A 23,689-nucleotide genomic window follows, 5' to 3' on the forward strand; every position below is an offset into this window, starting at 1 on the left:
GGGGCGGGGAGGGTTTCAAAGGGGGCTGGGTTTCAAAGGGGCTTAGTATAGCGGCTTGCGCGGCTTTGCTGTGGTCGCCCGACGTAGCGCTGGGTTAGACTCGCAGCCCTTGTCCCGCGGCCAGTGATGCTTTCCCGATGCTCGAACAGTACGTCAAGAAGATCCTCACCTCGCGCGTCTATGACGTCGCCGTCGAAACGCCGCTGCAGAGCGCCGGGCAGCTGAGCAAACGCCTCGGCAACCAGATTTTGCTCAAGCGCGAAGACCTGCAGCCGGTGTTCTCGTTCAAGATTCGCGGGGCGTACAACAAGCTGGCGCAACTGACCCCAGAAGAGCTGGCCCGCGGCGTGGTCACCGCCTCGGCCGGCAACCATGCCCAGGGCCTGGCCCTGGCGGCGCGTGAGCTGGGGATCAAGGCAACCATCGTGATGCCCAAGACCACCCCAGAGATCAAGATCGAAGGCGTGCGTTCGCGGGGCGGCAAGGTGGTATTGCACGGCGACACCTTCCCCGAGGCGCTGGCCTACTCGCTCAAGCTGGTCGATGAGAAGGGCTTCGTCTACATCCACCCCTACGACGACCCGCACACCATCGCTGGGCAAGGCACAGTGGCCATGGAGATCCTGCGTCAGCACCCGGGCCGGCTCGACGCGATCTTCGTGCCGGTCGGCGGCGGCGGCCTGATCGCCGGCATCGCGGCCTACGTGAAATACCTGCGCCCGGAAATCAAAGTCATCGGCGTCGAGCCGGACGACTCCAACTGCCTGCAGGCCGCCATGGCCGCGGGTGAGCGCGTGGTGTTGCCGCAGGTCGGGCTGTTCGCCGACGGTGTGGCGGTGGCGCAGATTGGCCAGCACACCTTCGACATCTGTCGCCTGCACGTGGATGAAGTGATCACTGTCAGTACTGACGAGATCTGTGCAGCCATCAAGGATATCTACGACGATACCCGCTCGATCACCGAACCTGCTGGCGCGCTGGGGGTTGCCGGCATCAAGAAGTATGTCGAGCTGTATGGCGTGACCGGCCAGACCCTGGTTGCCATCGATTCGGGCGCCAACGTCAACTTCGACCGCCTGCGCCATGTGGCCGAGCGTGCCGAATTGGGCGAAAAACGCGAAGCCATCATCGCCGTTACCATCCCTGAGCGCCCGGGCAGCTTCAAGGCGTTCTGCGAGGCGATCGGCAAGCGCCAGATCACCGAATTCAACTACCGCAAGCACACCTCCGACGAGGCGCACATCTTCGTCGGCGTGCAGACCCACCCAGAGAACGACCCGCGTGCGGTACTGGTGCAGCAACTGACCGAGCAGGGCTTCCCGGTTACCGACCTGACCGACAACGAACTGGCCAAGCTGCACATTCGTCACATGGTGGGTGGCCATTCGGCCGGCGCCAGTGATGAGATTGTGCTGCGCTTCGAGTTCCCCGAGCGGCCGGGTGCGTTGTTCAACTTCCTCAACAAGCTGGGCGGGCGCTGGAATATCTCGATGTTCCACTACCGCAACCATGGCGCTGCCGACGGGCGCGTGGTGGCGGGCTTGCAGGTACCGGAAGACGAACGCCACCTGGTGCCAGCGGCGCTGGCCAAGATCGGTTACCCGTACTGGGACGAGACCGATAACCCGGCTTACCGGTTGTTTTTGGGTTGAGCGACTAAGCTTGGCTCATCGCGCATGGATATGAAGACATGGAACACCTGACGACGCTCAAGGCCTTGCACATCACCGCCACTGCGCTGCTGCTTCTGGGCGCGCTGGGCTTGGTGATCTGGACAGTTCGCGCCCACCGGCTGGGCGATGCCGAGGCCTACGGCAAATTGCTGCGCCGGCCGCTGGTGTTCGTCTGGTTGGTCATGGGCGTGTGCCTGGTGAGCATGCCGGTCACTGGCTGGTGGCTGGTGCACCTGGTCGGCTGGCCACTGGGGCAGACCTGGGTGCTGGCATCCAGCGTCATCTATACGCTGGGTGCGTTTGCCGTGTGGTGGCTGCTGGTGCGCTTGAACCGGCTGCGCAAGGCGCAGGTGGTGGGGCTGCGGTTTACCTTGGCCTTGGCGGTGTTCAGCGGGGTTTGCTTCTTGTCCATTGCCGGCTTGATGGGTGCCAAGCCAGTCTGATGGCCTTGTGCTGTCCATGCCGGCCTCTTCGCGGGGCAAGCCCGCTGCCACAGGACTGCACAGCCCTCGGGCCTGATGCAATCCCTGTGGGAGCGGGTTTACCCGCGAAAGGGCCTGCACAGGACAACCTCAATCCCTCAGCGAAATCACCGGCCACCCACGCTGCTCGGCTTCCGCCCGCAGGTTCGGATCCGGGTCCACCGCCACCGCATGCGTCACCTGCTGCAGCAACGGCAGGTCATTCATCGAATCGCTGTAGAAATAGCTGTCTTCAAGGTCGTAGCCGTTTTCCAGCATCCAGCGCTGCAACCTCGTCACTTTCCCTTCACGGAAACACGCTATATCGGTACTGCGCCCGGTGTAGCGGCCATCTTCGGTCTCGCATTCGGTCGCCAGCAGGGTACGCACGCCCAAACGGCGGGCGATTGGCGCGGTCACGAAACGGTTGGTGGCAGTGATGATCACCAGTTTGTCGCCCGCCTCGCGGTGCTGCTGCAGCAACGCCAAGGCCTTAGGCAGGATGATCGGCTCGATGCAGTCCCGCATGAAATCGCGGTGCCACGCGTCGAGCTGGGCCATAGGCGTTGCCGCCAGAATCTCCATGGAAAAGGCCAGGTAGGCCTGCAAGTCCAGGGTGCCGTTCAGGTAGTGCTGGTAGAAGGCATCGTTGCGTTGTTTGTAAGCGACCGGGTCGAGTATGCCGCGCTCGCACAGATAGTCACCCCAGGCATGGTCGCTGTCGCCACCGAGGAGGGTATTGTCCAGGTCGAATAAAGCCAGGCGCATCGCGTTCACTCGCATCAGCTACAAGGTAGGCCCGCAGAATACGGAGTTTTCACCTCGCTGCACATAAGCTTGGCGGGCGCGTTGCTGCGCTCGCAGGCTTTGTGGAACAATGCGGTGACATGCGTTTGCGAGGTTGCTGCCGTGATCGACCCGGATGGTTTTCGCCCCAATGTCGGGATCATTCTCACGAATGATGCCGGGCAGGTGCTATGGGCTCGACGGATCAACCAGGATGCCTGGCAATTTCCCCAGGGTGGCATCAACCCTGACGAGACGCCGGAAGATGCCCTGTACCGCGAGCTGAACGAAGAAGTTGGCCTTGAACGCGACGATGTGGAAATTCTTGCCTGCACGCGCGGCTGGTTGCGTTATCGTTTACCCCAGCGTCTGGTGCGTACGCACAGCCAGCCGCTGTGCATTGGCCAGAAGCAGAAGTGGTTCCTGCTGCGTCTGGTAAGCAACGAACAAAGGGTGCGGATGGACCTGACGGGCAAGCCGGAGTTCGACGGCTGGCGCTGGGTCAGCTATTGGTACCCGCTGGGCCAGGTTGTGACATTCAAGCGCGAGGTCTACCGTCGCGCCCTGAAAGAGCTAGCACCGCGTCTTCTGACGCGCGACTGACGACGGAGTTCGACCCCGAGCCATGCTCAATACGCTGCGCAAGATCGTCCAGGAAGTGAACTCCGCCAAAGATCTCAAGACGGCGTTGGGGATCATTGTCTTGCGCGTCAAGGAGGCCATGGGCAGCCAGGTCTGCTCCGTCTACCTGCTTGACCCGGAAACCAACCGCTTCGTGCTGATGGCCACCGAGGGCCTGAACAAGCGTTCGATCGGCAAGGTCAGCATGGCCCCCAACGAGGGCCTGGTCGGCCTGGTCGGTACCCGGGAAGAGCCGCTGAACCTGGAAAACGCCGCCGATCACCCGCGTTATCGCTACTTCGCCGAAACCGGTGAAGAAAAATTCGCCTCCTTCCTGGGTGCACCGATCATTCACCACCGTCGGGTGGTCGGGGTTCTGGTCATTCAGCAGAAGGAGCGCCGCCAGTTCGATGAGGGCGAAGAAGCCTTCCTGGTCACCATGAGCGCCCAGCTTGCCGGGGTTATCGCGCATGCCGAGGCGACCGGCTCGATCCGTGGCCTTGGCCGCCAGGGCAAGGGTATCCAGGAGGCTCGCTTCGTCGGCGTGCCGGGCTCGCCAGGCGCCGCCGTTGGCCGCGCAGTGGTGATGTTGCCGCCGGCCGACCTCGAAGTGGTGCCGGACAAGACTGTCGAAGACATCGACGCCGAACTCAAACTGTTCCAGAACGCCCTTGAAGGCGTGCGCGCCGACATGCGCAAGCTGTCGGCCAAGCTGGCCACCCAGCTGCGGCCCGAAGAGCGCGCGTTGTTCGACGTGTACCTGATGATGCTCGAAGACGCCGCCCTGGGCGGCGAGGTGACCGAGGTCATCAAGACCGGCCAGTGGGCCCAGGGCGCTTTGCGCCAAGTGGTCGGCGAGCACGTCAACCGCTTCGAGCTGATGGACGATGACTACCTGCGTGAGCGCGCTTCGGACGTCAAGGACCTTGGCCGCCGGCTGCTCGCCTACCTGCAGGAGGCTCGCTCTCAATCGCTGGTGTACGCCGACAATACCATCCTGGTCAGCGAAGAACTGACGCCAGCGATGCTGGGCGAAGTGCCGGAGGGCAAGCTGGTCGGCCTGGTGTCGGTATTGGGTTCGGGCAACTCCCACGTCGCGATCCTGGCCCGCGCCATGGGTATTCCGACGGTGATGGGCCTGGTCGACCTGCCGTATTCCAAGGTCGATGGCATCGAGCTGATCGTCGACGGCTACAAGGGCGAGGTGTTCACCAACCCCAGCGACGTGTTGCGCAAGCAGTACAGCGAAGTGGTCGAGGAGGAGCGCCAGCTGGCGCAAGGCCTGGATGCGCTGCGCGAGCTGCCCTGCGTCACCCCGGATGGCCACCGCATGCCGCTGTGGGTCAACACCGGCCTGCTGGCCGACGTCGCCCGTGCCCAGCAGCGTGGCGCCGAAGGGGTAGGCCTGTACCGCACCGAAGTGCCGTTCATGATCAACCAGCGCTTCCCCAGCGAGAAAGAGCAGCTGGCGATCTACCGCGAACAGCTGGCGGCCTTCCACCCGCTGCCAGTGACCATGCGTACCCTGGATATCGGCGGGGACAAGGCGCTGTCGTACTTCCCGATCAAGGAAGAAAACCCCTTCCTGGGTTGGCGCGGCATTCGCGTTACCCTCGACCACCCGGAAATCTTCCTGGTCCAGACCCGCGCCATGCTCAAGGCCAGCGAAGGCTTGAACAACCTGCGCATCCTGCTGCCGATGATTTCTGGCATTCACGAGCTGGAAGAGGCACTGCACCTGATCCACCGCGCGTGGGGTGAGGTGCGTGACGAAGGCACCGATGTGCCGATGCCGCCGGTTGGCGTGATGGTCGAGATCCCTGCGGCGGTGTACCAGACCAAGGAGCTGGCGCGGCAGGTGGACTTCCTGTCGGTCGGTTCCAACGACCTGACCCAGTACCTGCTGGCGGTCGACCGCAACAACCCACGGGTCGCCGACCTGTACGATTACCTGCACCCGGCCGTGCTGCAAGCCTTGAACACGGTGGTGCGCGATGCCCATGGCGAGGGCAAGCCGGTCAGCATTTGCGGCGAGATGGCCGGTGACCCGGCGGCAGCGGTGCTGTTGATGGCGATGGGCTTCGACAGTTTGTCGATGAACGCCACCAACTTGCCCAAGGTGAAGTGGATGCTGCGCCAGATCAACATGAGCAAGGCCAAGGAGCTGCTGACCGAAGCCATGAGCCATGACAACCCGCAGGTTATCCACAGCTCGCTGCAATTGGCGCTGAAGAACCTAGGGTTGGCGCGCATGATCGGGCCTGGGGCGAACAAGACCCTGTGATACCTGTACTGGCCTCTTCGCAGCACAAGGCTGCTCAAGGTAACGCGATCCCCTGTAGGAGCAGCCTTGTGCTGCGAAGGGCTGCAAAGCAGCCCCTGGCCCTCAAGCCATAATCTCAACTTCCCCCAAATGCCCCCCAAACGGCCCGAAACTGCGCTCAACCAGCCGTCTTCTCCCCTGATCATCCACGATCAGCACAGTACTCGCCCGCGTCCCATAATTCTGGCTGGCAATAAACACACTCGACAGCAGCTTCTCGGTCGCCAACCCCACGCCCGTTTCTGGCAACTCACTCTCGGCTGCCGGCTCACCATCGGCCAGCAACGCCAGCAAGCGCTGCGGGTCTGCTGACTCAAGCAACCCCTCCAGCCCGCTACGCGCCTTGACCAGCTTCGGCCACGGCGTATCCAACCCGGCATTGGATAACCCATAGACCCCAGGCTCCAGCAAGCGCGGCGCGGCGTCTCGGGCGTGCAGAAAGCCTAACTGCGCCCCATCACCCACCAGCAAGTTGAACCCCGAATACTGGCGGCTGCGGCTGGCCACCTGGTCAAGATAGGCTTCCACGCCAAGCTCACCCTGCAGAAACCCCGCCACCAGCTCCCCGCGCGAGCGCACGCCCAAGGCTTGCCCAGGGGCGCGAATGTTGGTTAGCGCGGCAAAGCGCCCCTGCGGCCCCACGCCCAGCCAGGTACCGCCAGCCTCCAGGTCACGTCCGGCATAGACGCCAGGGGCATCCTCCCAGGCGCTCAGGGCCTGCGTGGGCCGGGCATAGAACTCGTCGCGGTTGGCCGCCACGATCAGCGGCAGGGCATGCCCCGGCCGCCAGGCGAATACGATCAGGCACATCGGTTGGGCCTCTGTGTTTTTTGCCACTCTACCCACTGCGGCGGTGCTGATCCATCCTGTCACGAAGTTCACTAGAGCCTCAGGGCCGGCTTCCGTTACCATGCCGGATTGATTTTCTCAGGGGCAACGAATGGAGTTCGTACTCTATCTGCTGTTAGGTGCATGTGCCGGCGTGCTGGCCGGGCTGTTCGGCGTGGGCGGTGGCATCATCATCGTGCCGGTGCTGGTGTTCAGCTTCACCTTGCAGGGCTTCGACCCCTCGGTATTGACCCACCTGGCTGTCGGCACGTCGTTGGCAACCATCATCTTCACCTCGATCAACGCGGTGCTCGAACACCATCGCCGGGGTGCGGTGCAGTGGCCGATCTTCGCCTGGATGACCCTGGGCATCCTGATTGGCGCTGGTATCGGCGCCAAGACCGCCTCGTTGATCCAGGGCCCGCTGCTGCAGAAGATCATCGGTGTGTTCGCCCTGATCATCGCCGCGCAAATGGCCCTGGACCTCAAGCCCAAGGCCAGCCGTGGCATCCCTGGCAAGCCCGCGTTGACCGCAGCAGGTGGGGTGATTGGCTGGGCTTCGGCGATTTTCGGTATTGGTGGCGGCTCGCTGACCGTGCCGTTCCTGACCTGGCGCAGCCTGCCCATGCAGCAGGCGGTGGCAACGTCCTCGGCCTGTGGCCTGCCGATTGCCGTGGCCAGTGCCCTGAGCTTCATGTGGCTTGGCTGGCACGAAGAACACTTGCCAGCCCACAGCCTGGGCTACGTGTACCTGCCTGCGCTGGTCGGCATTGCCGTGACCAGCATGTTTTTCGCCCGCTTCGGCGCGCGCCTGGCGCACAAACTGTCGCCACGCCTGCTCAAGCGTTTGTTCGCCGCGCTGCTGTTCTGCGTCGGCCTCAGCTTTTTGATTTAGCTCGCTGATTTGAAACTAGAGGAAAATCCATGCTGCCTTACCCGCAGATAGACCCCGTGGCCGTGGCCCTCGGGCCGCTGAAAATCCACTGGTACGGCCTGATGTACCTGGTCGGCATCGGCGGCGCCTGGCTGCTCGCCTCGCGTCGGCTGAACCGCTTCGACCCCACCTGGTCCCGTGAAAAATTGTCCGACCTGGTGTTCTGGCTATCGATGGGGGTGATCGTCGGGGGCCGCCTGGGTTACGTGCTGTTTTACGACCTGCACGCCTACCTGGCCAACCCGACGCTGATTTTCGAGGTGTGGAAGGGCGGCATGTCGTTCCACGGCGGCTTCATCGGCGTGATGTTGGCGGCGGTATGGTTCGGCAAGCGCAACAACAAGTCGTTCTTCGAGCTGATGGACTTCGTCGCGCCAATGGTGCCGATCGGCTTGGGTGCCGGGCGTATCGGCAACTTCATCAATGCCGAGCTGTGGGGCAAGGCGACCGACGTGCCGTGGGCGATGGTGTTCCCACCGTTCAGCGACCCCGCCCAGCTGCCGCGCCACCCCTCGCAGCTGTATCAGTTCGCCCTGGAAGGCGTGGCGCTGTTCCTGATCCTGTGGCTGTACTCGCGCAAGCCACGCCCGACCATGGCGGTATCCGGCATGTTCGCGCTGTTCTACGGGATCTTCCGCTTCATCGTCGAGTTCGTCCGCGTGCCGGATGCCCAGCTGGGCTACATTGCCTGGGGTTGGCTGACCATGGGTCAGATACTCTGCATCCCGATGATTCTGGCCGGCCTCGGATTGATCTGGTGGGCTTATAATCGCAAACCTACGGCGAAACCCGCCATCTGACTCCCAACGGCAGGGGTGATCCCTCTGCCGTTCTTGCTACAGGTAAGCCATGAAACAGTATCTGGACCTGGTCCGTGACGTCATCGAAAACGGCACCCTTCAGGAAAACCGTACCGGCATCCGCACCATCAGCCTGCCGGGCGCCATGCTGCGTTTCGACCTGCAGAAGGGCTTTCCGGCCATCACCACGCGCAAGCTGGCCTTCAAGTCGGCCATCGGCGAGATGGTCGGTTTTCTGCGGGGCGTGAAAAACGCGGGTGAATTCCGTGAGCTGGGCTGCAAGGTCTGGGACCAGAATGCCAACGAAAACGCCCAATGGCTGGCCAACCCGTTCCGCCAGGGGCATGACGACCTGGGCGAGATCTACGGCGTTCAGTGGCGCCAATGGCCGGGCTACAAACGCATCCCGCTGAGCAACCCGGCGGCCATTGAGATGGCCGAGAAACAGGGTTTCCGCAAGATTGCCCAGGACCAGGAAGACGGCCAGGCCTTTGTCGTCCTGTACAAGGCCATCGACCAGGTGCGCCAGTGCCTGGACACCATCGCCAATGACCCGGGCAGCCGGCGCATCCTGTTCCATGGCTGGAACTGCGCCCAGTTGGATGAAATGGCTCTGCCGCCGTGCCACCTGCTGTACCAGTTCCACCCGAATGCTGAGACTCGGGAAATTTCCCTGACCCTGTACATTCGCTCCAACGACCTGGGCTTGGGCACGCCGTTCAACCTCACCGAGGGCGCGGCCTTGCTGTCGCTGTTCGGCCGCCTGACCGGCTACACCCCGCGCTGGTTCACGTATTTCATTGGTGATGCCCATGTGTACGAAAACCACCTGGACATGCTCAACGAGCAGCTCAAGCGCGAACCGCTCGAGGCGCCGAAGCTGGTGATCAGCGATCGCGTGCCGGCGTTTGCCGACACCGGCAAGTATGAGCCGGAGTGGCTGGAGAAGATCGAGCCGAGTGATTTCAGCCTGGAAGGGTATGAGCATCATGCGCCGATGACGGCGCCGATGGCGGTGTGATCATTAAGATTGCTGGGGCTGCTTTGCAGCCCATCGCCGGCAAGCCGGCTCCCACCCGAACTGTGTAGCCTCCAATTCTAGCGCCGCACCTGTGGGAGCTGGCTTGCCAGCGATGAGGCCAAACAAGTTGCTCCCACAGGGTTCGGCGTTGCTGTGGCTGGAGTCGGCGCAGCAACCCACCAAGTTCAATGTCCGTGGCTTCGTCCTACATGCGAATGCTCACCTTCTGGCACCGATACCGCCCCGTTCACCTCCAGTTGCTGCAAGATCGCGCATTCACTCCCCGGCGCGCTGCACCTCTGTCGCAGCTCCACCAGCTGCTCCTGCAACGCCACCAAACCATCGATACGCGCCTGTACATGGACGATATGCTCGTCGATCAACGCATTGACGCTGCCGCACGACCCTTCGGGGCTATCGCGCAGGCGTAGCAGGCTGCGGATTTCGTCCAGGGTCATGTCCAGGGTCCGGCAGTTGCGGATGAAGGTCAGCCGCTCGACGTGGGCCTGGGTGTAGAGCCGGTAGTTGCCGTCGGTGCGCGCCGGCTCCGGCAACAGTTGCTCGCGCTCGTAATAGCGGATGGTCTCCACGGCGCAATCGGTGGCTTTTGCCAGTTCTCCAATCTTCATCGCAAATCTCCAGCGGATGGCTTGACCCTATAGTGGCTACAGGGTGTTCACTTGGCAACAGGCTCACTTTAAGGATGACCCAATGAACCAGCCTGCCAGCCCCCACCACAAGCATGACCACCACGCCCACAGCTGCTGCGGCAGCGCGGCCGCCCCGGCGTTGGTGCAGTTGAGCGAAAAAGCCAGCGGCGACGCACAGCTCAGCCGCTTCCGTATCGAGGCCATGGACTGCCCCACCGAGCAAACGCTGATCCAGGACAAGCTGGGCAAGCTGGCGGGCATCGAGCAGTTGGAGTTCAACCTGATCAACCGCGTGCTTGGCGTGCGCCACACGCTGGCCGGTACCGCCGAGATCGAGCGGGCTATCGACAGTCTGGGCATGAAGGCCGAGCCCCTCATCGAAGGGGACGAGACCGCCGCGAACGCTGCCCCGCCCAGCAAGACCCGCTGGTGGCCGCTGGCGTTATCCGGTGTCGCGGCCATCGCCGCCGAAATCGTGCATTTCACCGGGCTTGCACCTGAATGGCTGGTGGCGGCGCTGGCCTTGGCGGCGATCCTGGGTTGCGGCCTGGGCACCTACAAGAAGGGATGGATTGCCCTGAAAAACCGCAACCTCAACATCAACGCGCTGATGAGCATTGCCGTGACTGGCGCTGTGCTGATCGGCCAGTGGCCGGAAGCGGCCATGGTGATGGTGCTGTTCACGGTCGCCGAGCTGATCGAAGCGCGCTCCCTGGACCGCGCTCGCAATGCCATCAGCGGCCTGATGCAGCTCACCCCTGACAGGGCAACAGTGCTGCAAGCCGATGGCCAGTGGCGTGAAGTGGAAGTGCGCGAGGTGGCCATCGGTGCCTTGGTGCGGGTACGGCCGGGCGAGCGCATCGGCCTGGATGGCGAAGTGACCAGTGGCCAATCCAGCGTCGATCAGGCGCCGATCACCGGTGAAAGCCTGCCAGTGGAAAAAGCCGTGGGCGACAAGCTGTTCGCCGGCACCATCAACCAGGCCGGTGCGCTGGAGTTTCGCGTCACTGCCGGCGCTGGGCAATCGACGCTGGCGCGCATCATCAAGGCCGTCGAAGAGGCCCAAGGTGCCCGGGCGCCGACTCAGCGTTTTGTCGACCGATTCTCGCGCATCTACACACCCGTGGTGTTCGCCGTGGCCTTGGCGGTAGCGGTCATCCCGCCGCTGTTCATGGCAGGTGCCTGGTTCGACTGGGTCTACCGCGCCTTGGTGCTGTTGGTGGTGGCCTGCCCGTGCGCCTTGGTCATTTCAACCCCGGTGACCATCGTCAGTGGCCTGGCTGCAGCGGCGCGCAAGGGCATCCTGATCAAGGGTGGGGTGTACCTGGAAGGCGGGCGCAAGCTGGACTTCCTGGCCCTCGACAAGACTGGCACTCTCACCCACGGCAAGCCAGTGCAGACGGATGCAAAGGTGTTGGACCCCCTGTTCGAAGGCCGGGCCCAGGCGTGGGCTGCCAGCTTGGCCGAGCGCTCGGACCACCCGGTTTCACGTGCCATCGCCCAGTTCGGCAAGGCGCAAGGTTTGGCCTTGAGCGCGGTCGACGACTTCGCCGCATTGGCCGGTCGCGGTGTGCGGGGGGTGATCGAGGGTGAGCTTTACCACCTGGGCAATCACCGCCTGGTCGAGGAACTGGGCCTGTGCTCGCCTGAGTTGGAGGCACAGCTGGATGCGCTGGAGCGTCAAGGCAAAACCGTGGTCCTGCTGCTCGACCGCAGTGGCCCGCTGGCCCTGTTCGCCGTGGCCGACACGCTCAAGCAGAGCAGCCGCCAGGCGATTGCCGAATTGCATGAACTGGGTATCAAGACGGTCATGCTTACCGGCGACAATCCCCATACCGCCGAGGCCATCGCTGCCCAGGTCGGCATCGATCGCGCTGAAGGCAACCTGCTGCCGGCCGACAAGCTGAAGACCATCGAGGCCCTGTATGCCCAAGGCCATCGGGTGGGCATGGTTGGCGACGGTATCAACGATGCACCGGCCCTTGCCCGTGCCGAGATCGGCTTTGCTATGGCGGCCGCAGGCACCGACACGGCCATCGAGACGGCCGACGTGGCGTTGATGGACGACGACTTGCGCAAAATCCCCGCCTTCGTCAGGCTGTCGCGCCAAAGTGCGGCGATTCTCAGGCAGAACATCGTTCTGGCCCTGGGCATCAAGGCGATATTCCTGGCGATCACCTTTGCCGGCATGGCGACCATGTGGATGGCGGTGTTCGCCGACATGGGCGTGAGCCTGCTGGTGGTGTTCAACGGCTTGCGCCTTTTGCGCAAATAGAGGACGTGCATGCTGAGTTCCGAGCTCAAAGCCTTCTACATGGTGGCCCGCCTGGGCAGCATCACCCTGGCGGCGAAGAAGCTCGGGCTCAGCCAACCCACCGTGACCACGCAGATCCGCAACCTGGAAAGCCAGTACGCAGTAGAGCTGTTCTACCGTGGCGGGCGGCGCCTGGTGTTGAGCGAGGAGGGCGTGCGCCTGCTGCCGAGGGTCAAGGCGCTGCTGCAGCAGGAGGCCGACATCGAGTTCGAACTGCGCAACAGTGGCCAGGCCCAGGGCAGCCTGCGCATTGCGGCCACCGCGCCTTACTACATCCTCGATCTGGTGAAGGTCTTCCGCGAGCGCCTGCCCCAGGTCGACGTTGCAGTGGAGATCGGCAACTCGCAGCAGGTGCTGGAAATGCTCGAGGACTACCGGGTCGATATCGCCGCTTCGTCGCAACTGGTGGAGGATGCCCGGTTGGTGCGCCGGGTATTGGGCACCGACCCGTTGGTGGTGGCTGTGCACCGCAACCATCCCTTGGCGCATCGTCAGGTGGTGTCCATCGACGTGGTGGCCGGGCATTGCCTGTTGATGCGCGAGCCGGGGTCGACCACACGCAAGCTGACCGAGCAGATGCTGCAGGAGGCCGGTGTGAAGGCCGGCACGTTGCTGGAGATTGGTAGCCGTGAGTCGATTCGCGAAGCGGTCCTGCGCAACATTGGCATCAGTGTGATTGCCCGCCATGAAGTGCCGCATAACCCCGAATTACGGGTGCTGGCGCTGGAGGATGCACCGGTAATGCATGAGTACCTGTATTGCCTGAAGGAGCGGCGCCAGGCGCGTTTGCCGGCGGCGTTTCTGGGGGTTGCGCAGGAAGTGGCCGGCTCACAGTTCTGAATCATCCCTTGTAGGAGCAGCCTTGTGCTGCGAAGAGGCCGGTGCACCCCATACATGTGCATCGCCGAGCAGGGCCTCTTCGCAGCACAAGGCTGCTCCTACCAAGAACCGTGGTGGCAGGTGGGGCACTACAAAATCTGCCTATACCACTATCGCGCGCTTTTGCCTGAAAGCCACAGAACCGTCGCACAGCCTTCCTAGCATGGTCCCATCTCTTCGATGAGGCCTTGCCATGAACAACGCCACCCCCGGCGCACAGATGAAAGTGCGCAACATCCACAAACGCTTCGGCGCCTTTACAGCGCTCAACGATGTCTCCCTGGACATCGCCGCCGGCGAGCTGGTGTGCTTGCTTGGCCCGTCCGGGTGCGGCAAGACCACGCTGTTGCGCTGCATCGCCGGCCTCGAACGCCAGGACCGCGGTGAGCTGTACATCGGCGAGCGCGACGTCTCCGAGCTGCCCCCCCAGGCCCGCGACTACGGCATTCTGTTCCAGTCTTACGCGCTGTTCCCCAACCTGACCGTCGAAGCCAACATCGCCTATGGCCTGACCGGCAGCGGCCGCGAACAGGCCCGCCAGCGGGTGGCCGAAATGCTCCAGCTGGTCGGCTTGTCCGGTAGCGAAAAAAAGTACCCCGGGCAGCTTTCCGGCGGCCAGCAGCAGCGTGTGGCCCTGGCCCGCGCGCTGGCGCCGGCGCCTTCGCTGCTGCTGCTCGACGAGCCGATGTCGGCGCTGGACGCGCGGGTTCGCGAGCACTTGTGCACCGAACTGCGCCAGCTGCAACGCCAGCTGGGTATCACCACCTTGATGGTTACCCACAACCAGGACGAGGCCATGCTGATGGCCGACCGCATTGCCGTGATGAACAACGGCCAGGTCGAGCAGTACGCCACGCCGCAGGCCATCTACGACCAGCCAGCCACGCCCTTCGTTGCCGAGTTCGTTGGCCAGGGTAACTGGCTGCCGTTCCAGCGCAGCGGTGACAGCCAGGCCCAGGTCGGCGGCATGAGCATGCGTTTGTCGCCTGGCTCGGCGCGGGCCAACAGCGGCCGCCTGTTCTGCCGCCCCGAGGCGATCACGGTCAACCCGCCGGTGCATGAAGAAAACCTGTTTCCGGCCAAGGTCCGCGAGATCACCTTCCTCGGCAATCGCTGCCGCATGAGCTTCGAGTTCAAAGCCTTGCCGGGCCATGCCTTGCTGGCCGAACTGGCCCCCGAGGCCATGCCGCGGCTGGGCTCGCAGGACATCTGGGTGGCGCTGCCACCGCAGAGCCTGCAGGTGTTCGCCTAAGATGGCCGCGCCAATGTCCCTGCCGCTGAACCCGGCCAAGGCCGCGTCGCGCCACGGCGTTGCCTTGGGTGACCGGCTGTTCGTCGTCGGTGGGAAGTGGTTGCTGTTGATGCTGCTGGTACTGGCGGTGCTGATGCCGCTGCTGGCGATCTTCTGGCGTGGTTTCAGCGGTGACGCCGGCCAGGGCGGCGGCCTGGCGGCTGCCCGGGCGCTGTTCGCCAGCGAGAACTTCCACTGGCTGCTCGGCAATAGCTTGTCGGTGGCGTTCACCGTCGCGGCCATCGTCATCCCACTGGCTTACCTGTTCGCCTATGCGTTGCAACGCACGCTGATCCCGGCCAAGAGCCTGTGGCGGGGCATCTCGTTGCTGCCCCTGCTGGCGCCGTCGATGCTGCCGGCAATCGCGCTGGTCTACCTGTTTGGTAACCAGGGCCTGCTGCGCGGGCTGCTGAGCGACAACATCTACGGCTTCTGGGGGATCGTGCTCGGCGAGGCCATTTACACCTTCCCGCATGCATTGATGATTCTGCTGTCGGCGCTGTCCTTGGCCGATGCGCGCCTGTTCGATGCTGCGTCGAGCATGGGCGCCGGGCCGTGGCGGGCGTTTTCCAGCATTACCTGGCCCGCCACGCGCCAGGCGGTGTTCGCCGCCTTCTGCCTGGTGTTCACCCTGACCATCACCGACTTTGGCGTGCCGGTCGTGGTGGGGGGTGATTATCAGGTGTTGGCCCTGGAGGCTTACAAGGCCGTCGTTGGCCAGCAGCAATTTGGCCGCGGCGCCCTGATTGGCATGGTCTTACTGGTGCCGGCACTGCTTAGTTTTGCTGTCGATGCCTGGTTGCGTCGCCGCCAGGGCGAGGCCATGAGTGGGCGAGCGCAGGTGTTCGAGCCCAAGCCCTCGCGCCGCCGTGATGCCTGCTTCCTGGCGGTCGTGTTGGTGGTCTGCGCGGTGCTGTTGCTGGTGATCGGCATGGCTGTGTATTCGTCGCTGGTCACCTTCTGGCCCTACAACCTGTCGCTGTCGCTCAAGCACTACCTGTTCGAGGACACCGCCGGCGGAGGCTGGCTGGCGTACCGCAATAGCGTGACCATGGCGATTGGCACGGCGCTGATCGGCAGCGTGGTGATTTTCTGCGGTGCCTACCTGATGGAAAAGACCCAGGGCCAACGCCTGCTCAACCAGTCGCTGCGCCTGCTCAGCTTCATCCCCATGGCGGTGCCGGGCCTCGTGCTGGGGTTGGGCTACGTGTTCTTCTTCAACCTCAACGGCAACCCCTTGCATGTGTTGTACGGCAGCATGGGCTTGTTGGTCATCTGCACCATTGCCCATTACCTGACCACTGCGCAGATGACCGCCACCACCGCACTGCGCCAGCTCGACGGCGAGTTCGAGGCTGCCGCGTTGTCGCTCAAGGCGCCGCTGTATCGGCACTTCCTGCGGGTAACCGTGCCGATCTGCCTGCCGGCGCTGCTGGACATCATCCGCTACCTGTTCGTCTCGGCGATGACCACCGTGTCGGCGGCGATCTTCCTCTACAGCCCCGACACCATCCTCGCCGCCGTTGCCGTGCTGAACATGGACGATGCAGGCAACGTTGGCGGTGCCGCCGCCATGTCGACCCTGATTCTGCTGACCAGCGCCAGCGCCTCATTGCTGCTGGCTGCAGCCTCACGCGGCCTGTTGCGCCGCTCCCAAGCCTGGCGCCAACGCGCCGCGGCTGCCTGACCTGTAAGGAACCCCACCATGTTCAAGCACCTTGCACTTGCTGCTGCCGTTTCTGCCGTGTTCAGCCTGCAGGCTTCGGCCGCCGGCATTCAGCTGACGGTTTACACCGCGCTGGAAGCCGAACAGCTCAAGACCTACAAGCAGGCCTTCGAAAAGGCCAACCCAGACATCGAGATCAAGTGGGTGCGCGATTCCACGGGCATCATTACCGCCAAACTGCTGGCTGAAAAAGACCGCCCGCAAGCCGATGCGGTGTGGGGGTTGGCGGCCTCCAGCCTGGCCGTGCTTGACCAGCACGGCATGCTCGAAGCCTATGCGCCCAAGGACCTGGGCAAAATCTCGGCAAACTACCGTGACGCAGCCAACCCACCGGCTTGGGTGGGCATGGACGTCTGGGCTGCGACCATTTGCTTCAACACCATCGAGGCCGAGAAGCAGGGCCTGAGCAAGCCGGTGAGCTGGCAAGACCTGACCAAGCCCGAGTACAAGGGCAAGATCGTCATGCCCAACCCGGCCTCGTCCGGCACGGGCTTCCTGGATGTCAGCGCCTGGCTGCAGACCTTTGGCGAGCCTCAGGGCTGGGCCTACATGGACGCCTTGCACCAGAACATCGGCCAGTACGTTCACTCCGGCTCCAAGCCGTGCAAGCTGGCGGCGGCGGGCGAGTTCCCGATCGGTATCTCGTTCGAATACCCCGCTGTGCAGCTCAAGCGCCAAGGCGCGCCGCTGGACATCGTGCTGCCCAAGGAGGGCCTGGGCTGGGAAATCGAGGCTACAGCGGTGATCAAAGGCACGCCAAAGGCCGATGCGGCCAAGCGCTTGGCAGACTTTTCGGCCAGCCCTGCGGCGATGGCGTTGTACAAGGAAAACTTCGCGGTGCTTGCCGCGCCGGGTATTGCCAAGCCGCAGACCGAGTTGCCGGCTGACTATGAGCAGCGGTTGATCAAGAACGACTTTGCCTGGGCCTCGAAGCACCGTGACGAGATTCTGGCCGAGTGGCGCAAGCGGTATGACGGTAAGTCGGAGAAGGTGGCGCAGCAGTGAAGGGGGGCGGGGCTGGGAGGTGCATGGCTTGAGGGGTGTGGCGCCTGGGAGATCGAGCGCCGCCCGCGCGGCGCTTCGCAGCACAAGGCTGCTCCTACATCTGTTTCGGGCCAGTGAGGCCTGTGATATTGGCGCGCGACCGCCTCAGGAATAATTGGCCCGAAAAATGTGGGAGCAGCCTTGTGCTGCGAAGCGCCGCGCGGGCGGCGCTCGGTCTCCCAGGCGCCGCCCCCCTAAAGGCGAACACCTACCAGCCCCCACACAAACTCAAATCTGCAACACCAACGCCTCCAACTGCTCCTGCCGCTCCGCCTGATTCACCCGCGCCCCGGGGTTGAGCGTCGACCACTGCGGATGCGCCCGCGCCTTGACCAACGCCTCAGGCAACTTGCCCTCGCGCCAGGTCTTCTCGTCCAGCTCGCCCAGGCGAATGCTGTCTTGCGCGGCATGCCCGCGGTTATCCAGGGCCACCATCAACTGCTGCTGGCGCAACGCCAACAGCCGCAACACCGTATCGTCCACCGTCAGCTCACGCTGCCCTTTGAGCTTGCCCATCAACCGCGACCCGTAATTGCGTGCCGTCTGTAGCGCGCCGCCTGCGATCGCACCCGCCAAGGCCGCCGCGCCCAGGGTCAGGCCTCCGACCAACAGATCGACCCCGGCCCCGGCCGCAGCGCCTGCCGCCACACCACTGCCCAGGCGTACGCCCAGCAGCTTCAAGGTTTCGGGGTTGAACAGGTCATCGCCCCAACGACCGTCCAGCAACGGCAAATCACTGGCATGGGCGTCTTCGCGGCGGAAGGCATACAGCTTGAGCAGCGCTTCGACACAGCGCTGTTCGCGTTGCCGCACATCCTGACGCAACGCTTCGATGGCCTTGGCTTCGGCGGCGGGTTCGGCCACCACGCTGCGCCGGCAGGCGGCGCAGTCGAGCAGCAGCTCGGCGATCAGGCGTTTACCGCTTTGATGGCGGGCTTGGCGTTGCGCCTGCTGGTCGTCGATCAGCCGTTGCAGGGCAGGGCGGGCGTCTTCCAGCAGCAGGGCCAGGCTTTCGTACAGGCGGCGCTCGCCGTCTTCCGGCGGGGCCACGCTGTCGAACCGCACCAAGGCGTGAAGGCCAAGCCGGGCAAGGGCTTCACGCCATTCGGGCTCGCGGTGCTGGCTGCTGGCGACGAAGTTGAGCACGGGTAGCAGCGGCTTGCCGCAACTGGCCAGCACCTCCAGTTCGTCGCGGTACTTGGCCAGCACTGGCTCGCGGGCGTCGATCACGTACAGGCCGGCATTGCTGGCCTGCAACTGGCGCAGCACCTTGGCCTCCTGCTCGAAGCGTTGGCGTGCCTCACTGCCCTGGAGGAAGCGTGCCAGCCGGGCCGGGCCGTCCAGGCGCTCACCCGGGCGCTCCAGCCGTTCGAGGTAGTCGAGCAGGGCAATGGCGTCTTCCAGGCCAGGGGTGTCATACAGCTCCAGCAGGGGCTCGCCGTCCACCGACAGGCGTGCGCCCTCCACATGGCGGGTGGTGCTGGGGCGATGGGACACCTCGCCAAAGCTCACGTCGCGGGTCAAGGTGCGCAGCAGCGAAGTCTTGCCGACGTTGGTGTGGCCGACCACGGCCAGTTTAAGCGGCTCAGTCATGGCCATGCTCCAACCAGGTCAGGGGCGAGGTGTCGGCGTGGGGCAGGCCGAGGCGGTCCAGCGCTTCGTGCCAGTCGCCCAGGCGCTCGGCGTCCAGGGCCTGGCCTGGGGCCGCCTGCAGCAGCCAGATACGGGTGGCGCCGGCGTTGCGTGCCAGCTCGGCCAGCAACGCCAGGCTGCCGCGATCGGGCGAGCGGCGTGGGTCGCAGGCGATAGCCAGGCGCGCCGGGGGGAAGCGGCTGAGTTGTTCGAGCAGCCGGTTGCGTGATTCACGGCTATCGAGCACACCGGCATCGGTCACGCTTTTGGGCAGGGCGGGTGGCCAGGGACGCTGGTCATCCAGCTCCAGGCCGACCAGCAAGGCACCGCTGCTGCCGCTTTCCAGTTGCCCGGCAGCGAAGTGGGGCAAGGTGTCGGGCGCGGCGTCCTGCACACCGATGCGCTCGCTGCGCGGCATAAGGCTTTCGCGCAATGCCGCGTAGCCTGGCAGGCTGAGGTCCAGCGCCAGGCGTGCGCGGCCTTGGCGCCAGCGCCACAGGCACAGTGCGGCCAAGAGCAGGCGTGGTAGCAGGCCATAGACCAGCACCACACCGAGCAACCAGCTAGCCCAGGCCTGGCGGGCCAGGTCCAGGGCCGGCAGCGTGTCGCCGCTGGCGCGGATCATGGCTTCGTCCGGCACGGCAAAGCCCAGCAGCGAAGGCAGGGCGCCGAGCGCCTGGGTCATGTGGATGAACGGCTCGGCGGCAAGCAGGGTGGTTTCCCAGACAAAGCCATAGCGCCGCGTGGCCAGCAACGCCAAGAGCATCGCCAACGCGGTCATCATCGCCAGCAGCCACAGCCCGTGCACCAGCACGCCAAGCAGCCAGCGATTCAGGCGCTGGCGCTGCAGCAGCACCAGCAACGCGGGCGCAAGGTGCGCGGCCTTGGCATCGCGGGCAAAGCGTTCGCTCAGCCACAACCAAAGCCGGCCCAGCCCAGCGCCGTGTTCGCCGCTCAGGCTGAAGCCGATCGCCCAGCTCAGCAGCATCAACAGGTTCAACCCCAGCAGGCTGCCCAGTGCCCAGAACACATTCACCGGGCGTTGGCCATCGCCCAGCGCCGCGAAGGCCAGGCCCGCGCCGCTGAAGGCGGCCATGATCAACAGGGCCAGCAGTGCCAGGCGCGCGCCCTGCTTCCAGTGGCGCAGGGCGGCTGTCATGCCGTCGCGTTCGGCCAGGAACAGCGCGCGCGTTTCGATACGGGTCGCCAGGTCGCCGCCGGCCTGGCGGGCGTGGCGGTTGGCTTCCTGGTCTTCCAGGGGGCCGGCATGTTCCTCGCGCAGGCGTACTGCTTCGGTGAGCCAGCGTTTGTCCAGTGGCGTCGGTCCAGTCACAAGGTCTTCCATTGCACAGGTCAGGGCAGAAGCATAACCCACGGCGGGTTTGCTATCCTCGCTGGCATGACTAGCACACTCCCCCTCAGCCTGATCGCGGCCCTCGCCGAGAACCGCGTGATCGGCATCGACAATTCCATGCCCTGGCACCTGCCGGGGGATTTCAAGTACTTCAAGGCCACGACCCTGGGCAAGCCGATCATCATGGGGCGCAAGACCTGGGACTCGCTGGGCCGGCCTTTGCCGGGGCGGCTGAATATCGTGGTCAGCCGCCAGCCTGGGCTGGCGCTGGCCGGTGCCGAGGTGTTCGCCTCGCTGGAAGCTGCGCTGGTGCGCGCCGAACAGTGGGCGCGTGAGCAGGGCGTCGATGAGCTGATGCTGATTGGCGGGGCGCAGCTGTATGGGCAGGCGCTGGAGAAGGGGCTGGTGAGCCGCATGTACCTGACCCGGGTCGAGCTGTCGCCTGAGGGCGATGCGTGGTTCCCGGCGTTCGACGAGGCGCAGTGGCGCCGGGTGAGCAGTGAGCCGCAAGCGCCTGAAGGGGCTGGGCCGGCGTATCACTTCGATGTCTGGGACAAGGTTTAAGATTGTTGGGGCGCTTTGCGCCCCTATCGAAACGCAAGGCCGCTCCTACAAAAAGACCGCGTCTTCTGTGCAGGGGCGGCCTTGGCGTATCAGCTATGACTCAGCGTTGCATGCTGGTCATCTGCTAACACGTCCTGGTCAGTCTCTTTCAACAGCTGGCTGGTCACCACCCCGGCCGTCATCGAGCCATTCACGTTCAGTGCCGTGCGGCCCATGTCGATCAACGGCTCTACCGAAATCAGCAGTGCTACCAGTTCAACCGGCAAGCCCATGGCCGGCAGCACGATCAACGCGGCGAAGGTCGCACCACCGCCCACCCCGGCTACCCCAGCCGAGCTCAGGGTGACGATGGCGACCAGGGTCGCGATCCACAGCGGGTCGAAGGTGTCGATGCCCACTGCCGGGGCAACCATCACGGCCAGCATGGCCGGGTACAGGCCGGCGCAACCGTTCTGACCAATCGTCGTGCCGAACGAGGCGCTGAAGCTGGCGATGGACTGCGGCACACCCAGGCGACGGGTTTGCGCTTCGATGTTCAGCGGGATGCTCGCGGCGCTGGAGCGGCTGGTGAAGGCGAAGGTCAGCACTGGCCACACCTTGCGGAAGAAGCGCAGCGGGCTGACGCCGGTCGCCGCCAGGATGACGGCATGCACCACGAACATCAGCCCCAGGCCGATGTACGAAACGACGACGAAGCTGCCCAGCTTGAGGATGTCGTCCAGGTTGGAGCTGGCGACCACCTTGGTCATCAGGGCCAGCACACCATAAGGGGTGAGCTTCATCACCACGCGCACCAGGCGCATGACCCAGGCTTGCAGGGTGTCGATGGCCGACAGGGCGCGCGCGCCTTTCTCGGCGTCGTCCTTGATCAGCTGCAGGGCGGCCAGGCCGACGAACACGGCGAAGATCACCACGCTGATGATCGAGGTTGGCTTGGCCCGCGCCAGGTCGCCTACTGGGTTGCTGGGGATGAACGACAGCAGCAGTTGCGGGATGTTGAGGTCGGCGACCTTGCCCGCGTAGTCGCTGTGGATCGCTTGCAGCCGCGCGCTTTCCTGCACGCCAGCCACCAGGCCGTCGGCGGTCAGGCCGAACAGGTTGGTCAAGACGATGCCGATCAATGCGGCGATGGCAGTGGTGAGCAGCAAGGTGCCGATGCTCAGCACGCTGATGCGGCCAAGCGAGGAAGCATTGTGCAAGCGTGCCACGGCGCTGAGGATCGAGGCGAAGATCAGCGGCATGACGATCATCTGCAGCAAGCCGACATAGCCGTTGCCGACCAGGTCGAGCCAGGCGATGGTGGCTTTCAATACCGGGTGGCCAGCGCCATAGATCGTGTGCAGGACCAGGCCGAACACCACGCCCAGCACCAGGCCCAGCAAGACCTTCTTGGCCAGGCTCCAGTCGGTGCGGCGGGTTTGTGCCAGGCCCAGCAGCAAGGCCAGGAACGCCAGCAGGTTGAGAGACAGCGGCAGGTTCATTGAAGCTCCAACAAAAAACAGAAGAGGCATCGCCTCTGTGAGCGATTGCGAACGGAAATGCTAACAGCCTGAAAACAAACGAATTTATACCCAAATGGAATGTGCATAGTCGTTTATGGAATAACGGAATGTCGCAGATAGCAATGAACAGGGCGTTTCAAGCTGCTTCAACGTCGTTGTCAGGGCTTGCTGGGCCGGTAGGTTGGACTAGCGTTTCCCGGTCATTTCAGGAGATTCGCACATGAAGTTCGCTCCGAAAGCCCTCGCCCTGGGTCTGTCCCTGCTGTTCGGGGCCCAAACCTGGGCCACCGAACTCAAGCATTGGCCTGCCGAGGCCGCCAAACAGCTCGACAGCATGATCGCCGCCAATGCCAACAAAGGTAACTACGCGGTGTTCGACATGGACAACACCAGCTACCGCTACGACCTTGAAGAGGCGCTGCTGCCGTTCATGGAGAACCAGGGGCTGCTGACGCGCGACAAGCTCGACCCTTCGTTGAAGCTGATCCCCTTCAAAGACACGGCTGAGCACAAGGAAAGCCTGTTCAGTTACTACTACCGCCTGTGCGAAATCGACGACATGGTCTGCTACCCCTGGGTGGCGCAGGTGTTCTCGGGCTTCACCCTGAAGGAACTGAAGGCCCAGGTCGACGCCTTGATGGCCTCCGGCAAACCCGTGCCCAGCACCTACTTCGAGGGTGACCAGGTCAAGGCCATCGAGGTGCAGCCGCCCAAGGTCTTTGCCGGCCAGGCCGAGCTGTTCAACAAACTGATGGAAAACGGCATCGAGGTGTATGTCATTTCTGCCGCGTCCGAAGAACTGGTGCGCATGGTCGCGTCCGACCCCAAGTACGGCTACAACGTCAAACCGCAGAACGTGATTGGCGTCAGCCTGCTACTGAAGGACCGCAGCAACGGCCAACTGACCACGGCGCGCAAGCAGATCAGCGCCGGCAGCTATGACCCCAAGGCCAACGAAGGCCTGGAACTGACGCCTTACCTGTGGACCCCGGCGACCTGGATGGCGGGCAAGCAGGCGGCGATCCTCACCTACATCGACGAGTGGAAGCGGCCGGTGCTGGTGGGCGGCGATACGCCCACCAGCGATGGCTACATGCAGTTCCACGGGGTGGACGTGGGCAAGGGGGGCATCCACCTGTGGATAAACCGCAAGGCCAAGTACATGGACCAGCTCAACGGCATGATCGCCAAGCACGCGGCCGCGCAGGCCAAGGAAGGGCTGCCGGTGACGGCGGACAAGAACTGGGTGATCGTCACGCCTGAGCAGATCCAGTAACCCGGTGCAG

The 23,689-nt window shown here is 64.1% G+C and carries 20 protein-coding genes; 14 read left to right on the forward strand and 6 right to left on the reverse strand.

Annotated elements, in window-relative coordinates:
• Positions 1 to 137: 137 nt before the first annotated feature.
• Both ilvA and D886_RS0101945 read left to right on the forward strand, forming a co-directional pair.
• Positions 138 to 1,652, forward strand: a complete 1,515-nt coding sequence (gene ilvA / locus D886_RS0101940) for a threonine ammonia-lyase, biosynthetic (protein WP_027592290.1) — start codon at positions 138 to 140, stop codon at positions 1,650 to 1,652.
• 38 nt (positions 1,653 to 1,690) lie between these two features.
• Positions 1,691 to 2,116 carry a DUF2269 family protein gene (locus D886_RS0101945; RefSeq protein ID WP_027592291.1) on the forward strand — a complete coding sequence of 142 codons (426 nt, stop codon included), beginning with the start codon at positions 1,691 to 1,693 and terminating at the stop codon, positions 2,114 to 2,116.
• A gap of 129 nt (positions 2,117 to 2,245) precedes the next feature.
• On the opposite strand, the gene D886_RS0101950 is transcribed toward D886_RS0101945, so the two are convergent.
• Positions 2,246 to 2,902, reverse strand: a complete 657-nt coding sequence (locus tag D886_RS0101950; RefSeq protein ID WP_027592292.1) for an HAD family phosphatase — start codon at positions 2,900 to 2,902, stop codon at positions 2,246 to 2,248.
• Between the two features lie 141 nt (positions 2,903 to 3,043).
• Here D886_RS0101950 and D886_RS0101955 point away from each other — a divergent pair, with 141 nt between their 5' ends.
• Complete coding sequence (locus D886_RS0101955; protein ID WP_003249017.1) at positions 3,044 to 3,523, forward strand: RNA pyrophosphohydrolase; 480 nt, start codon at positions 3,044 to 3,046, stop codon at positions 3,521 to 3,523.
• Between the two features lie 22 nt (positions 3,524 to 3,545).
• Positions 3,546 to 5,825 carry a phosphoenolpyruvate--protein phosphotransferase gene (ptsP, locus tag D886_RS0101960; protein WP_027592293.1) on the forward strand — a complete coding sequence of 760 codons (2,280 nt, stop codon included), beginning with the start codon at positions 3,546 to 3,548 and terminating at the stop codon, positions 5,823 to 5,825.
• Between the two features lie 102 nt (positions 5,826 to 5,927).
• Here the strand turns inward: ptsP and D886_RS0101965 are convergent, their stop codons facing one another.
• Positions 5,928 to 6,674, reverse strand: coding sequence for an NRDE family protein (locus tag D886_RS0101965; protein WP_027592294.1), 747 nt, complete (start codon positions 6,672 to 6,674; stop codon positions 5,928 to 5,930).
• A 130-nt stretch (positions 6,675 to 6,804) separates the two neighbouring features.
• Here D886_RS0101965 and D886_RS0101970 point away from each other — a divergent pair, with 130 nt between their 5' ends.
• The 3 genes from D886_RS0101970 to D886_RS0101980 are packed head-to-tail and all read left to right on the forward strand — an operon-like array spanning position 6,805 to position 9,447.
• Positions 6,805 to 7,587 carry a sulfite exporter TauE/SafE family protein gene (locus tag D886_RS0101970; RefSeq protein WP_027592295.1) on the forward strand — a complete coding sequence of 261 codons (783 nt, stop codon included), beginning with the start codon at positions 6,805 to 6,807 and terminating at the stop codon, positions 7,585 to 7,587.
• A 29-nt stretch (positions 7,588 to 7,616) separates the two neighbouring features.
• Positions 7,617 to 8,426: a prolipoprotein diacylglyceryl transferase gene (gene lgt, locus D886_RS0101975; protein WP_027592296.1), complete on the forward strand. Its 810-nt coding sequence runs from the start codon at positions 7,617 to 7,619 to the stop codon at positions 8,424 to 8,426.
• Positions 8,427 to 8,475: 49 nt separating this feature from the next.
• A complete protein-coding gene (locus D886_RS0101980; protein ID WP_027592297.1) occupies positions 8,476 to 9,447 on the forward strand; it encodes a thymidylate synthase in 972 nt (323 codons plus the stop codon).
• A 185-nt stretch (positions 9,448 to 9,632) separates the two neighbouring features.
• On the opposite strand, the gene cadR is transcribed toward D886_RS0101980, so the two are convergent.
• Positions 9,633 to 10,076, reverse strand: coding sequence for a cadmium resistance transcriptional regulator CadR (cadR, locus tag D886_RS0101985; RefSeq protein ID WP_027592298.1), 444 nt, complete (start codon positions 10,074 to 10,076; stop codon positions 9,633 to 9,635).
• A gap of 82 nt (positions 10,077 to 10,158) precedes the next feature.
• Here cadR and D886_RS0101990 point away from each other — a divergent pair, with 82 nt between their 5' ends.
• The 5 genes from D886_RS0101990 to D886_RS0102010 all read left to right on the forward strand — a co-directional run bounded on the left by D886_RS0101990 (position 10,159) and on the right by D886_RS0102010 (position 17,312).
• The gene (locus D886_RS0101990) at positions 10,159 to 12,372 is read left to right on the forward strand and encodes a heavy metal translocating P-type ATPase (protein WP_027592299.1); all 2,214 of its coding nucleotides are present in this window, start codon (positions 10,159 to 10,161) and stop codon (positions 12,370 to 12,372) included.
• Between the two features lie 9 nt (positions 12,373 to 12,381).
• Positions 12,382 to 13,251, forward strand: a complete 870-nt coding sequence (locus tag D886_RS0101995) for a LysR family transcriptional regulator (RefSeq protein ID WP_027592300.1) — start codon at positions 12,382 to 12,384, stop codon at positions 13,249 to 13,251.
• A 232-nt stretch (positions 13,252 to 13,483) separates the two neighbouring features.
• The gene (locus D886_RS0102000) at positions 13,484 to 14,542 is read left to right on the forward strand and encodes a putative 2-aminoethylphosphonate ABC transporter ATP-binding protein (protein WP_027592301.1); all 1,059 of its coding nucleotides are present in this window, start codon (positions 13,484 to 13,486) and stop codon (positions 14,540 to 14,542) included.
• Between the two features lies 1 nt (position 14,543).
• Positions 14,544 to 16,268, forward strand: coding sequence for a putative 2-aminoethylphosphonate ABC transporter permease subunit (locus D886_RS0102005; RefSeq protein WP_027592302.1), 1,725 nt, complete (start codon positions 14,544 to 14,546; stop codon positions 16,266 to 16,268).
• 18 nt (positions 16,269 to 16,286) lie between these two features.
• Positions 16,287 to 17,312, forward strand: coding sequence for a putative 2-aminoethylphosphonate ABC transporter substrate-binding protein (locus D886_RS0102010; protein WP_027592303.1), 1,026 nt, complete (start codon positions 16,287 to 16,289; stop codon positions 17,310 to 17,312).
• Between the two features lie 267 nt (positions 17,313 to 17,579).
• Here the strand turns inward: D886_RS0102010 and D886_RS0102015 are convergent, their stop codons facing one another.
• Positions 17,580 to 18,944: a GTPase/DUF3482 domain-containing protein gene (locus D886_RS0102015; protein ID WP_027592304.1), complete on the reverse strand. Its 1,365-nt coding sequence runs from the start codon at positions 18,942 to 18,944 to the stop codon at positions 17,580 to 17,582.
• The gene (locus D886_RS0102020) at positions 18,937 to 20,328 is read right to left on the reverse strand and encodes a DUF2868 domain-containing protein (protein ID WP_033693900.1); all 1,392 of its coding nucleotides are present in this window, start codon (positions 20,326 to 20,328) and stop codon (positions 18,937 to 18,939) included. Before D886_RS0102020 ends, D886_RS0102015 begins: the two co-directional genes overlap by 8 nt.
• Before the next feature lie 54 nt (positions 20,329 to 20,382).
• Here D886_RS0102020 and D886_RS0102025 point away from each other — a divergent pair, with 54 nt between their 5' ends.
• Positions 20,383 to 20,901, forward strand: a complete 519-nt coding sequence (locus tag D886_RS0102025; RefSeq protein WP_027592306.1) for a dihydrofolate reductase — start codon at positions 20,383 to 20,385, stop codon at positions 20,899 to 20,901.
• An 89-nt stretch (positions 20,902 to 20,990) separates the two neighbouring features.
• Here the strand turns inward: D886_RS0102025 and D886_RS0102030 are convergent, their stop codons facing one another.
• Positions 20,991 to 22,382 carry an L-cystine transporter gene (locus D886_RS0102030; RefSeq protein ID WP_027592307.1) on the reverse strand — a complete coding sequence of 464 codons (1,392 nt, stop codon included), beginning with the start codon at positions 22,380 to 22,382 and terminating at the stop codon, positions 20,991 to 20,993.
• Between the two features lie 241 nt (positions 22,383 to 22,623).
• On the opposite strand from D886_RS0102030, the gene D886_RS0102035 reads away from it, so the two are divergent.
• Positions 22,624 to 23,679, forward strand: a complete 1,056-nt coding sequence (locus tag D886_RS0102035; RefSeq protein WP_027592308.1) for a phosphorylcholine phosphatase — start codon at positions 22,624 to 22,626, stop codon at positions 23,677 to 23,679.
• The last annotated feature ends 10 nt before the right edge of the window (positions 23,680 to 23,689 follow it).

The sequence above is a fragment of the Pseudomonas sp. LAIL14HWK12:I7 genome (assembly GCF_000483465.1).
GTDB classification, from domain to species: Bacteria; Pseudomonadota; Gammaproteobacteria; order Pseudomonadales; family Pseudomonadaceae; genus Aquipseudomonas; species Aquipseudomonas kermanshahensis.